14 protein-coding genes are annotated in these 12,380 nt (G+C 71.7%); 9 read left to right on the top strand and 5 right to left on the bottom strand.

Annotation, left to right across the window (positions count from 1 at the left end):
• Positions 1–53 precede the first annotated feature (53 nt).
• The 9 genes from DEJ35_RS12020 (at position 54) to hemL (ending at position 7,345) form a co-directional block, all read left to right on the top strand.
• Positions 54–308 carry a hypothetical protein gene (locus tag DEJ35_RS12020; protein ID WP_017887727.1) on the top strand — a complete coding sequence of 85 codons (255 nt, stop codon included), beginning with the start codon at positions 54–56 and terminating at the stop codon, positions 306–308.
• On the top strand, positions 305–763 hold the full coding sequence (locus DEJ35_RS12015; RefSeq protein ID WP_111123727.1) for a phage holin family protein: 459 nt from the start codon (positions 305–307) through the stop codon (positions 761–763). Before DEJ35_RS12020 ends, DEJ35_RS12015 begins: the two co-directional genes overlap by 4 nt.
• Before the next feature lie 32 nt (positions 764–795).
• Entirely contained in the window at positions 796–1,026 is a 231-nt protein-coding gene (locus DEJ35_RS12010) for a DUF3618 domain-containing protein (RefSeq protein ID WP_027467026.1), read from the top strand.
• A 68-nt stretch (positions 1,027–1,094) separates the two neighbouring features.
• Positions 1,095–1,847, top strand: coding sequence for a hydrogen peroxide-dependent heme synthase (hemQ, locus tag DEJ35_RS12005; protein ID WP_111192799.1), 753 nt, complete (start codon positions 1,095–1,097; stop codon positions 1,845–1,847).
• Positions 1,844–3,076: a ferrochelatase gene (locus tag DEJ35_RS12000; protein ID WP_110862044.1), complete on the top strand. Its 1,233-nt coding sequence runs from the start codon at positions 1,844–1,846 to the stop codon at positions 3,074–3,076. The genes hemQ and DEJ35_RS12000 overlap by 4 nt, the downstream gene beginning before the upstream one ends.
• Before the next feature lie 11 nt (positions 3,077–3,087).
• Positions 3,088–4,125, top strand: coding sequence for a hydroxymethylbilane synthase (hemC, locus tag DEJ35_RS11995; protein ID WP_110862046.1), 1,038 nt, complete (start codon positions 3,088–3,090; stop codon positions 4,123–4,125).
• Between the two features lie 258 nt (positions 4,126–4,383).
• Positions 4,384–4,965 carry a uroporphyrinogen-III synthase gene (locus tag DEJ35_RS11990; RefSeq protein WP_258369930.1) on the top strand — a complete coding sequence of 194 codons (582 nt, stop codon included), beginning with the start codon at positions 4,384–4,386 and terminating at the stop codon, positions 4,963–4,965.
• The gene (gene hemB / locus DEJ35_RS11985) at positions 4,962–6,017 is read left to right on the top strand and encodes a porphobilinogen synthase (protein WP_258378473.1); all 1,056 of its coding nucleotides are present in this window, start codon (positions 4,962–4,964) and stop codon (positions 6,015–6,017) included. Before DEJ35_RS11990 ends, hemB begins: the two co-directional genes overlap by 4 nt.
• A complete protein-coding gene (hemL, locus tag DEJ35_RS11980) occupies positions 6,014–7,345 on the top strand; it encodes a glutamate-1-semialdehyde 2,1-aminomutase (RefSeq protein WP_110862052.1) in 1,332 nt (443 codons plus the stop codon). Before hemB ends, hemL begins: the two co-directional genes overlap by 4 nt.
• A 13-nt stretch (positions 7,346–7,358) precedes the next feature.
• On the opposite strand, the gene DEJ35_RS17340 is transcribed toward hemL, so the two are convergent.
• The 5 genes from DEJ35_RS17340 to DEJ35_RS11950 all read right to left on the bottom strand — a co-directional run bounded on the left by DEJ35_RS17340 (position 7,359) and on the right by DEJ35_RS11950 (position 11,954).
• A complete protein-coding gene (locus DEJ35_RS17340) occupies positions 7,359–7,997 on the bottom strand; it encodes a hypothetical protein (RefSeq protein WP_181420135.1) in 639 nt (212 codons plus the stop codon).
• A gap of 99 nt (positions 7,998–8,096) precedes the next feature.
• Positions 8,097–8,894, bottom strand: a complete 798-nt coding sequence (locus DEJ35_RS11965; RefSeq protein WP_110862057.1) for an ABC transporter ATP-binding protein — start codon at positions 8,892–8,894, stop codon at positions 8,097–8,099.
• Positions 8,891–10,213 carry a hypothetical protein gene (locus DEJ35_RS11960; protein ID WP_110862060.1) on the bottom strand — a complete coding sequence of 441 codons (1,323 nt, stop codon included), beginning with the start codon at positions 10,211–10,213 and terminating at the stop codon, positions 8,891–8,893. Before DEJ35_RS11960 ends, DEJ35_RS11965 begins: the two co-directional genes overlap by 4 nt.
• Positions 10,214–10,215: 2 nt before the next feature.
• A complete protein-coding gene (locus tag DEJ35_RS17465) occupies positions 10,216–10,884 on the bottom strand; it encodes a GntR family transcriptional regulator (protein WP_071404482.1) in 669 nt (222 codons plus the stop codon).
• Between the two features lie 92 nt (positions 10,885–10,976).
• Positions 10,977–11,954, bottom strand: a complete 978-nt coding sequence (locus tag DEJ35_RS11950; protein WP_110862062.1) for an acryloyl-CoA reductase — start codon at positions 11,952–11,954, stop codon at positions 10,977–10,979.
• Between the last annotated feature and the right edge of the window lie 426 nt (positions 11,955–12,380).

Below are 12,380 nucleotides of genomic sequence, written 5' to 3'. Positions count from 1 at the left end.
GTATTCCGTTCGGTGCATGACCACCGCACAACCAATGCACGGAGGAATCGCACATGCGCGGAAAGCTCCTGTTCGTCGCCGGCGCCGCACTCGGGTACGTCCTGGGATCGCGAGCCGGACGGGCGCGGTACGAGCAGATCAAGACCGTCAGCGGCAAGGTCTGGAACAGCAACGGCGTCCAGAAGGGCGTGCACGTCGCCGAGGACTTCATCGCCGACAAGACGCCGGACGTCGCCGAGTTCATCGGTGAGACGACCAAGAAGGCCGTCCGCAAGGTCGGCCAGAAGAAGGACACCACCACCTCATGACCGACACCCGCGATCGCAAGTCGCGTTCGCTGTTCGGCCTGGTCGGTGACGTCCCGAAGCTCGTCAAGGGCCTGGTCAAGGGCGAGATCGACCTGCTCAAAGCCGAGATGCTCGCGAAGGCGAAGATCTTCGGCCTCGCAGCCGGTCTGCTGGTCGGTGCCCTCGTCGTCGTGCTCTACGCGATCGGCGTCCTGCTGACCGCAGCCGTGATGGGCCTCGCGACCGTGATGCCGGCGTGGCTGGCCGCACTGGTGGTGGCCGTGGTGATGCTGATCATCGCCGCGATCCTCGGCCTGATCGGCTGGAAGCGCCTGAAGAAGGGCCTGCCGGTCACGCCGAAGCGCACGATCGCCAGCGTCAAGGACGACATCAACGCGGTCAAGGGCCTCGGCAAGAAGCCGACCCCGCCGACCCAGTACGGCAGCCGCAACCCGGACGTCGACGGCCGACCCTGAGGCCCGACATCCGCACCACCGACGGAGGAACCGTGACCGACCCGCACGACGATCTCGCTGCTCGCGTCGCCGCGACCCGCGCCCAGCTGTTCGACACCCTCGACGCGATCGAGGACAAGCTCAACGTCCCGAAGCAGATCGGGATCGCGGCGTCGAAGTTCAAGCGCGGCCTCGACGAGAAGCCGGTGCCCTACCTGGCCGGTCTCGCAGCCGGTGTGGCGGTGGTCGGGGGTATCGTCGTGATGGTGCTCCGACGGCGGTAGACCGCCCGAGCGCGGTCCACCGGATGCGGGGCGGCCAACACCCTGGCAACCGATAGGACAATGGATCCATGAGCTCCGACGCGCCCGCGCACGCGAACGACCACCCCCACACCGAACCCGCCGAGACCGGTCACCCGGACTCCGGGATCGACCCGAACCTGCTGACGGCCTACGCCCTCTGGGCAGTGTTCCGCCGGCCCCTCGGTCCGGTCCACCGCGTCGGAGACGACGCCGTGGCCGAACTCGACACCGTGATCGCCAGCGCCGCCGAGCGCGGGGTCACGATCCGTGGCTTCTACGACGTCTCGGCCTTCCGTGCCGACGCCGACGTCATGGTCTGGCTGCACGGCGACGACGCGCAGGTCATCCAGGCCGTGCTGCGCGAAATCCGTCGCACCGGCCTCTTCCAGGACGCCGAGCCGGTCTGGCACGTGATGGCCATGCACCGCGAGGCCGAGTTCAACAAGCGGCACACCCCCGCGTTCCTGCGCGGCAAGGACCCCGAGGCGTGGATCACGGTGTACCCGTTCGTCCGCTCCTACGAGTGGTACCTGCTGCCGGAAGAGGAGCGTTCGAAGATGCTCCGCGACCACGGCATCGCCGGCGCGAAGTACCGCCGCGTGCTGACGAACACCATCGCGACCTTCGCCCTGAGCGACTACGAGTGGATCCTGCCGCTCGAGAGCCCGGACCTCGTCGACCTGGTCGACCTGATGCGCGATCTCCGCTACACCGAAGCGCGCATGCACGTGCGCGAAGAGGTCCCCTTCTTCACGGGTCGTCGCGTGACGACCGCCGAACTCCCGGAGGTGCTGTCATGACCGACACCAGCATGATCACGAACGGCCAGGTCCTCGCCGCCACCCCCGCGGCGGCATCCGGTCCCGAGCACGTCGAGACCCCGACCGCCTACGACGCGATCCTGCTCGCCGGCTTCGGTGGCCCCGAGGGCCAGGACGACGTCATCCCCTTCCTGCGCAACGTCACGCGTGGCCGCGGGATCCCGGACGAGCGTCTCGAAGAAGTGGCGCACCACTACCGCCACTTCGGCGGCGTGAGCCCGATCAACGCGCAGAACCGTGCGCTCAAGGCAGCGCTCGAGGCCGAGCTGGCGTCGCGCGGCATCGACATGCCGGTCCTCTGGGGCAACCGCAACTGGGAGCCCTACCTGGAAGAAGCGTTCACCGAGGCGGCTGACAAGGGCTACACCAAGCTGGTCGCCATCGCCACGAGCGCGTACTCGTCGTTCTCGAGCTGCCGGCAGTACCGCGAGGACTACGCCCGCGTGCTGAACGAGACCGGCCTGATCGACACGATCCAGATCGACAAGGTCCGCCAGTTCTTCGACCACCCGGGCTTCGTCCGCCCGTTCATCGACGGCGTCCGCGACGGCATGGCCCGCGCGATCGCCGAGAACGACGGCCTCGACGTCGCGACCGAGCTGCAGGTGCTCTTCTCGACGCACTCGATCCCCTCGGCCGACGCCGCCCGCTCCGGCCCCGACTACCGCGGGTTCGACGAGCACGGCGCGTACGAGGCGCAGCACCTGGCGGTCGGCGAGGTCGTCCTCGACCAGGCCTGGGCCGAGCTCCTCGAGCAGCCCGAGCACGCCCACCTGCAGGGCACGTCGAAGCCCGCCTGGAAGCTCGTCTACCAGTCGCGCTCCGGCCCCCCGACGCAGCCGTGGCTCGAGCCCGACATCAACGACTACATGAACGAGGACCTCAAGGGCGGCCCGACGCGTGCCGTGCTGATCGTCCCGCTCGGTTTCGTCAGCGACCACATGGAGGTCATGTGGGACCTCGACGAGGAAGCCACCGAGACCGCCGGTGAGCTCGGCTTCTGGTCGCTCCGTACGCAGACCCCCGGCATCGACCCGGCCTACGTGTCCGGGCTCGTCGACCTGGTGCTCGAGCGGGTCAACGGCACCCCGAAGGCCGAGCGTCCGCACATGACCGACATCGGTCCCTGGTACGACGTGTGCCGTCCCGGGTGCTGCGAGAACGTGCGAGCGGGGTTCAAGCCCGCCGCCGCGGGCGTCGCCCCGTGACCGATGCACCCGTGAGCGACCCCGACACGACGTCGCCCGACGGCCCGACCCCGATCCGGCTCGGCACGCGTGCCAGCCGGCTCGCGGTCGCGCAGTCGCAGGACGTCGCCGACCGTCTGGCGAAGGCCGCCGGTCGGCCCGTCGAGCTCGTCACCGTCACGAGCGAGGGCGACACGAACCGTGCTTCCCTGGCGTCGCTCGGCGGCACCGGCGTCTTCGCCAGCGCCCTGCGTGAAGCGCTCGTCGCCGGCGAGGTCGACGTGCTCGTGCACTCTCTGAAGGACCTGCCGACCGCGCCGTACCCGGGCCTGACGATCGGTGCCGTGCCGAAGCGTGCGGACGCCCGTGACGTCCTCGTCGCACGGAACGGCGCGACCGTCGACACCCTGCCCGAGGGCGCGAAGGTCGGCACCGGTTCGCCCCGCCGTGCCGCGCAGCTCCGTGCGACGCGTCCGGACCTCGACGTCGTCGACATCCGCGGCAACATCGACACCCGCCTCGGTCGGGTGGACGACGACCTCGACGCCGTGGTGCTCGCCGCCGCCGGCCTGGGTCGTATCGACCGTCTGTCGGCCGCGACGGAGCTGCTCGACCTCGGCTTCTGGCCGAGTGCTCCCGGTCAGGGTGCGCTCGCGGTCGAGATCCGTTCGGACGAGACCGACCGTGGGCTGCTCGCCGCACTCCGCAAGATCGAGCACGCCCCGACCCGCCTGACGGTCACGGCCGAGCGCGAGGTGCTCGCCAAGCTCGAGGCCGGCTGCTCCGCCCCGATCGGTGCGACGGCCGTCGTGGACGCCGAGCTCCTGCTCGTGTCCGCGACCGTCTACCGCCCCGACGGCACCGAGTACCGCACCGCATCGCACGCGGCCGTGCTCGACGGGTCGGCGCAGGACCGTCTCGACGAAGCCCTCGAGGTCGGCGGCCGGGTGGCGACCGAGCTGCTCGAGAACGGTGCTGCGGACCTGGCCGACCTCGCGACCACCGTCGCCGAGGACACCACGGACGGCCCGCACACCGCGGGCCCCGGCCTCGCGACGCCGGCCGAGTAGGCGGTCACCACGGAACCCTCCACCACCGCGACGGACGAGGCGCGACCCCCGGTCGTCCTCGTCCCGCGTGGCGGTGCGTGGGGGGACCGGGTCGCCGTAGCGGCCAGCGCCCGTGGGCTCGCCCCCGTCGTCGTCCCCCTCATCACGGAGGCTCCGCCGTCCGACCCCACCGCGCTCGACGCTGCGGTCCGCCGTCTGGTCGCCTCCGGTGCGGCCGGGAGGAACTGGTCACCGACCCTCGTCGGCGACCGAACCCCTGTGGCTGGTTACGCATGGGTGGTGATGACCAGTGCGACGGCCGTGACGGTCCTGTCGGAACGCGTGGCGGGCCTCCCGGCCGGGGTGCGCGTCGCCGCGGTCGGCGAGCCGACCGCCCGTGCCGCGCGCGCTGCGGGCTGGGTCGTCGACCTGGTGCCCACCGAGACGTCCGCAGCCGGTCTGGTAACGGCGTTCCCCGACACCGACGGCACCGTGCTGTTCCCCCGTTCCGAGATCGCGGCACCGACGCTCGTCGACGGCCTCCGTGCCCGCGGCATCGACGTGGACGACGTGGTCGCGTACCGTACCGTGGGGACCGGCGACGAGCCGATCACCCTCGAGACGGCGCCCGCTGCGGTGCTCGTGACGAGCGGCAGCGTCGCCCGCGAGATCGCCCGCCGGATGACCCCGCTCGACCCACGCACCATCGTGGCCTGCATCGGCCCCGGGACCGCCGCCGACGCGCGCGCGGCAGGACTGCCCGTGCACGCCGTCGGACGGTCCCGGTCCGCAGAAGCCCTGCTCGACGCCGTCGTCGAGGCACTGAACCCAACCACCCCCCACCAGGAAGGTCACCCGTGACTGGACGCTTCCCCCAGGTCCGCCCCCGTCGGCTCCGCGCCACCCCCGCGATGCGACGACTCGTGGCCGAGACCCGGCTCCACCCCGCCGAGCTCGTGCTGCCGATGTTCATCCGCGAAGGCGCGACCGACGCGGTGGACATCTCGAGCATGCCGGGCGTGCAGCAGCACTCCCTCGACTCGTTCCGCCGCGCGCTCGTCGGGGCGGCAGAGCAGGGCGTCGGCGGGGTCAACCTGTTCGGCGTCCCGACCACGAAGGACGCCGAGGGCTCGGGCGCCACCGACCCGGACGGCATCCTCAACGTGGCGATCCGCGTCGCTCGGCAGGAGGTGGGGGATGCCCTCGTGGTGCAGTCCGACCTGTGCCTCGACGAGTTCACCGACCACGGACACTGCGGTGTGCTGGCCGCCGACGGCTCCGTCGACAACGACGCCACCCTGCTGCGCTACCGCGACATGGCGGTCGCGCAGGCCGAGGCCGGCGCCGAGCTCGTCTGCATGAGCGGCATGATGGACGGCCAGATCGCCGCCGCACGTGACGCGCTCGACGGTGCCGGGCACAGCGGCACCGCGCTGCTCGCCTACGCCGCCAAGTACGCCTCGGCGTTCTACGGTCCCTTCCGCGAGGCCGTTTCGTCGTCGCTCGTCGGCGACCGCCGGACGTACCAGATCGATGCCGCGAACGGTCGGCAGGGACTCCGCGAGGTCGAGCTCGACGTCGACGAGGGCGCAGACATCGTGATGGTGAAGCCCGCGATGAGCTACCTCGACGTGCTCGCCGAGACCGCGGCCACCTCGCCGGTCCCGGTCTGGGCGTACCAGATCTCCGGCGAGTACGCGATGATCACCGCAGCAGCGCAGAACGGGTGGATCGACCGCGACGCCGCCGCGATGGAGTCGCTCGTCGGCATCAAGCGCGCCGGTGCCGACGCGATCCTGACCTACTTCGCCGTCGACATCGCGCGGAAGCTCAACGAGGAAGCGGGCCTCCGCACTTCGGGCAGCACTGCGGACGTCGCCAGCATCGCCTCGACCGGGAAGGCCCCCGAATGACCACGAACGACCAGCTCTTCGGCCGAGCCAAGAACGCGATCCCCGGGGGCGTGAACTCACCGGTCCGCGCCTACGGGTCGGTCGGCGGCACCCCGCGGTTCCTGGTGTCCGCCAAGGGCGCCTACGTCACCGACGCGGAGGGTCGCGAGTACGTCGACCTCGTCGCGTCGTGGGGCCCCGCGATCCTCGGGCACGCCCACCCCGGCACGGTCGAGGCCGTGCAGCAGGCCGCCGCGCGCGGACTGTCGTTCGGGGCGTCGACCCCGGGTGAGACCGAGCTGGCCGAACTCGTGAAGCAGCGGGTGTCGGTGGACGGCGACGGGCCCATCGAGAAGCTCCGCATGGTGTCCACCGGCACCGAGGCCACGATGACCGCGATCCGGCTGGCACGCGGCTACACCGGCCGCGACCTGCTCGTGAAGTTCGCCGGGCACTACCACGGGCACTCGGACTCCCTGCTGGCCGAGGCCGGCTCGGGCGTCGCGACCCTGGCCATGCCGGGCAGTGCGGGCATCACCGCCGAGACCGCCGCGCAGACCCTCGTGCTGCCGTACAACGACCTCGACGCCGTCCGCCGGGCGTTCGACGAGCACTCCGAGCGCATCGCCGCCGTCATCGTCGAGTCCGCCGCCGCGAACATGGGCGTCCTGGCACCGGAGCGCGGCTTCAACCGTGCCCTGGCGCAGATCACCCGGTCGCACGGGGCGCTGCTCATCGTCGACGAGGTCCTGACCGGGTTCCGCGTCGGTGCTGCCGGCTGGTGGGGCCTCGAGGCGTCCAAGGTCGTGCCCGACGGCGCCGGGTGGAAGCCCGACCTCATCACGTTCGGCAAGGTCATCGGCGGTGGCATGCCCCTCGCCGCACTCGGCGGTCGGCGTGAGGTCATGGACTTCCTCGCCCCGCTCGGGCCGGTGTACCAGGCGGGCACCCTGTCGGGGAACCCGTTGGCCGTCGCCGCCGGCATCGCGACGCTGCGCGCCGCGACGCCGTCCGTGTACGAGTCGCTGAACCGCACGGCTGCGGTCATCTCCGCGGCCACGTCGGACGCCCTGTCGGCCGAGGGCGTCGCCCACACCGTGCAGCGCGCCGGCAACCTGTTCTCGTTCGCGTTCACCGAGCAGGCACCGCGGAACTACGACGACGTGCGGGCGCAGGACGTGTTCCGCTACGCGCCGTTCTTCCACGCGATGCTCGACGCCGGGGTGACCCTGCCGCCGAGCGTGTTCGAGGCCTGGTTCGTGACGGCCGCCCACGACGACCGAGCGGTCGGACGGATCCTCGACGCCCTGCCCGCGGCCGCGAAGGCTGCTGCCGCCGCGACCGCGTGACGGGCGTCGGGGCTCAGGAGCAGTCGGCCTTGGTGAAGGTCGTGTCCACGGTCTTCGACGAGCCCTCGAACGCGTAGGTGTACCGCATGTCGACGTCCTCGTCGAGGAGCTTCTTCGTCTCGCTGGTCGAGCAGAGGTTCGGCCCGACGGCGTCGCGGATGACCCCCTCGTTGATCGAGGCCGGGTCGACGTCCGCCGACACCGTGTAGTCGTAGTGGATCGCGGCGCCCTCGGCCTCGATCCCGGTCCACGTCGTGACGGAGTCGACCTGCTTGGGCAGGTCGCTCTGCTCGCGGATCTGCTCGACGGCCTTCGAGACCTTCTCTTCGGTGGAGTCGCTGAAGGCCGCGTTGAGGCCCTGGCGGACGAGGAACGCCACCACCACGGCCACGACGACGCCGAGCACCGAGATCAGGACGCGCTTGCCGCGGGACGACGACTTGGGCGGGGGTGCGTAGGGTGCGGCGCCGGCCGGGGCCTGGTACGGCTCGCCTGCGGGCTGCTGCGGGTACTGCTGGCCGGCGGGCTGCTGCGGGTACTGCTGGCCTGCGGGCTGCTGCGGGTACTGCTGGCCGTTCGGCTGGCCGGCGTTGGGCTGCCCGTCGTTCGGTTGCGGCTCGGACCCCGGGTAGGGCGGCGGCGTGTTCGTCATGGTTCCCCCTGGTGACGGTCCGCGGCGTGACACCGTGGTGCGGTGCCGGGTCCCTCCCCGACACGGGCCGCGGACACTGAACGGCCATTCAAGCACGCGTCAGGCGGATCGGCGCGCGGCCCAGCGCCCTTCCGACCGCAGGATCGCGAGCGGGAAGTCGAACGCGTGCGACACCGCCGACGACGTGATGACCTGGTCCGAGGTGCCCTGGGCCACGACGGCACCGTCGCGGAGCAGCATCGCGTGCGACGTCGAGGCCGGCAGGTCCTCCAGGTGGTGGGTGACCATGACGCTGCCCAGCTCGGGGTGTCGGTGCCGCAGCGCATCGACGGTCTCCAGCAGGTGCTCTCGTGCGGCGACGTCGAGGCCGGTCGCCGGCTCGTCGAGCAGCAGCAGCTGGGGTTCGGACATCAGGGCACGGGCGATGAGGGCGCGTCCCCGCTCGCCCTGCGACAGCACCGGCCAGCGGGCGTCCCGTCGTGCCGTGAGCCCGACGTCGGCGATGTGCTGCTCGGCCAGCGCGACCTGCTCGGCCGAGGGCTCCCACCGCATCATGAGGTCCGTCGTGCCGGTCAGCCCGGTGAGCACCGTCTCGAGCACCGTGAGCGGCGAGAGCATCCGGTGTCGGGGGTCGACGTGGCCGATGTGCTCCCGGAGTTCGCGGACGTCGACGCGTCCGAGGCGGCGACCGAGCACCTCGACCGTGCCGGCGGTGGGGTGCCCGGTCGCACCGAGGACGGCCAGCAACGTGGACTTGCCGGCACCGTTGGGGCCGAGCAGTGCCCAGTGCTCCCCGCGCCGGACGGTCAGGTCGACGTCGTGCAGCAGGTCGCGGCCGGAGCGCGTGACCCGGACCCCGGTGGCGTGGATCAGGACGTCGTCGTGCGCGTCGGTCATGACCCCATCGTGCCCCATCGCGCCGTGACGTCGTCCACGTGCGCCCGTGCGACGTCGACGAACCGGCGGGCCGCTGCCCGGGCGGCACCGACGTCTCCGGTGCCGGCCGCTGTGTCGAGCGCCAGCCAGAGCGCTTCTGCGTCCCACTGCCGGAACGTGGGGGCCTCGGGCAGCGCGTAGGCGAGCCGTGCCATCGCGAGGCGCAGTGCCTGCCGCGTCCAGCGGTTGCCGGACTGCTCGGCCAGGAACCGGGTGACGGCGAACGCGCTCTCCGTGTACCGGTGGTCGCGCACCTGGCCGTCCGCGCGCGCCCGTTCGACGAGCCGGCGGAACTCCTCGAGGTCGGATCCGCGCAGCCCGGGCAGCACGTGGACGGCACCGTGGGCGAAGACCCCGGTGAGCAGCTCCATGGTGTCCCGCCAGGTCGCGAGCGACGGTTCGACGATGCGGTGGCGTCCCCGGTCGCTCTCGGCGAGGCCCACGTCGTGCAGCCAGCGCAGCCCGTGGAGGACCTGCTCGGGTCCGGCGCCGGTCCGTGCCACGAGTTCCTCGAGCGCGTGGGTGGACCCGACCCCCAGCGCCCCGGAGCGGACGTCGCGGAGCAGGGCGCGGTCGACCGGGCCGACACGGTGTTCGGTGGTGTCGTCCGCCGGGCGGCTCGTCCGCGGGATCCCGACGTTCCGCCGGTGGACCTCGAACAGCCCGTCAATGACCTCTGCCGCGGTGGTCGCGACTGCCGGGTCGCCGGTGTCCACGGCGCGGTCGGTGGTCACGAACCAGGCGTGCACGTCGTGGACCGACCAGAGCTGGGTGGGGACGCGTGCCCACCGCATCCGCTCGAACGCGCGCAGACCCAGGCTGCGCACCAGGGTGTTCGGGGAGTGCTCGAACCAGAACTGGCAGGCGGCGGAGAACGCCGTCGGGTACTCCGGCAACCGGAGGGCAGCGGTGGTGCGGGCCCGTGCGACCCGGCGGTCGAGCTCGGCGCGCAGTTCGGGGGTGAGCGCCGGGATCGTGGCACGGAGGGCCGGACCGATGAGCGCGACCCAGAAGTCCAGTGCGTCGGACAGGTCGGCGTCGGAGAGTTCCTCGTACTGCCACGTGCCGTCCGGCTGGTGGACCAGGATGCCGAGGTCCTCGAGCCGGGCCGCTGCCGATCGAACCTCACCGAGCGAGGTGCCCCACTCCCAGCTCAGTGCGTCGAGGTCGACGGACACCGGTCCGCGGGGGCCGGTCCGGACGTGGGCGAGCAGGGACACGTAGGCGTCGTCGTGCACGGCCGCCCAGGGGTCGGCGTCACCCCACTCGCCGACGACCATGGTCAGCCGCGGTCGGCGCGGACCGCCTCGATGTGCTGTTCGAAGTTGCGGGTGAGGGCTCGTCCGGCCTCGGCAGCGCCTTCGCCGTCGCGCTCGGTGAGCGCTTCGCGCAGGATCGAGAAGAACGCCTCGGAACCGTACTGCTCGAACGCCGGCGTGGGGTTGAGCGTGAAGCGGACCCGCTCCATGGCGCCGACGGCCGCGTTCTGCACCAGGGGGTTCCCGGAGTGCTCGACGGCGAACTCGATGATCTCGGTGAGGGCGCCGCTGAACCCGTAGTCCCGCACCTTGCGCATGCGGTCGGCCTTGTCGAGCAGCGCGGTGAGGGCCTCGACGTCCTCGTCGCTGTACTCCGGGACGCCCCAGCGCAGGCTGAGCTCGAAGAACCCGGCGGTCGCGCGGGTCGCGATGACCCAGTCCTCGAAGGTCGGGGTGGCGACGCGGGTGTACCGGTTCGCCTCCATCTCGACCAGGCCGATGTCGACGAGCTTCGCGATGGCCTCGCGGATCGGGGTGCGACTCACACCCAGCCACTGGACCAGCTCGTCGTCGTTCAGGCGCTCGCCGTGCTGGAGCGTGCCGTCCCGCAGGGCCGCGAGCATCTTGTCGTAGACGACGTCGCGCAGGAGCTTCCGGGGAGAGCTCTCCACGGTGGACTTGGGGACCGGCATGTCATCTCCTCGAGGACGAAATCGACACTCGAAATCCTAGCGTGCCAATATGCAAACGTTTGCTAAATCAACCGCGCGGCAAGGATGCCGGATCAGCCCGCGACGGTGACGACCGTTCGCCCGTGCACCCGTCCCGCGACGACCTCGGCCCCCACCGCGATGGCCTGCTCGGGCGTGACCGTGCGGGTGACGTCGGCCAGGAGCGCGGCGTCGAGGTCGGTCGCGAGCCGATCCCACGCCCGACGTCGGAGCTCGAGCGGGGCGTCGACGGAATTGATCCCGAGCAGCGACACCGACCGCAGGATGAACGGCAGCACGGTCGTCGGCAGCACGGAGTCCTGCGCCAGCCCGCACGCCGTCACGGCACCGCCCCACCGGGTCGATGCCAGGACGTTCGCCAGGGTGGCCCCGCCGACGCTGTCCACCCCTCCGGCCCAGGTGGCGCGCTGCATCGGCTTGCCCGGCTCGGAAAGGGTGCCGCGGTCGATCACCTCGGTCGCCCCGAGTCGGCGGAGCGAGTCCGTGTTGGCTGCGCGACCGGTCGACGCCGTCACCCGGTACCCGCGGGCCGCGAGAAGTGCGATCGCCACGGTGCCGACCCCGCCGGACGCCCCCGTCACCAGCACCGGCCCGTCCCCCGGCGCGACGAAGCGCTCGAGCGCCAGCACACTGAGCATCGCCGTGAACCCCGCGGTGCCGATGGCCGCCGCGAACGAGTCGTCGATCGCCTCGGGCAGCACGACGAGCGACCCGGACTGCACCACGGCCTGCGTCGCCCAGCCCCCGTGCCGGGTCTCACCCAGGCCGGCGCCGTTCAGCACCACCCGGTCACCGATCGCGACTTCGTGCACGCCCGGTCCGAGCCCCGACACCGTGCCGACCACGTCGATCCCCGGCACGAGTGGGTCGAGCCGGGCGACGCCGGGGTTCCTCGCGAGGGCTAGGCCGTCCTTGTAGTTGACGCTCGAGTACGTGACGTCGACGAGGGCCTCGCCCTCGGCCGGATCCGGCAGGTCGACGTCGGTGACGGTGGGCGGGGCTGCACTGGACACGAGAACGGCGCGGGTCATGCGCCGGACGCTACCCCGGGCCTCCCGGCGGGCTGCCCGTTCTTTCCCAGAACGCGTGCGATGCCTGGTGGATTCGGGCGTACCGGGGCGGACCGACCGACCAGGTACGCCCGATCCGACCAGGTGCGCCCGATTCGACCCGGCGCAGTGTCGGCGGCCCCGGCGGGCTGCCCGTTCTTTCCCAGAACGCGCGCGATGCCTGGTGGATTCGGGCGTACCGGGGCGGAACAAACGACCGGGTACGCCGGATTCGACCAGGTACGCCCGAAACAGCCCGGCGCAGTGTCGGCGGCCCCCGGCGGGCTGTCCGTTCTTTCCCAGAACGCGTGCGATGCCTGGCGGATTCGGGCGTACCGGGGCGGACCAGCCGACCAGGTACGCCCGATTCGACCAGGTACGCCCGAAACAGCCCAGCCGCCCCAGTCC

It is taken from the genome of Curtobacterium sp. MCPF17_051 (assembly GCF_003234595.1).
Classification (GTDB): domain Bacteria; phylum Actinomycetota; class Actinomycetes; order Actinomycetales; family Microbacteriaceae; genus Curtobacterium; species Curtobacterium flaccumfaciens.
Note: the sequence above shows the minus strand (reverse complement) of the source record. Positions and strands in the feature narration are given on the sequence as shown.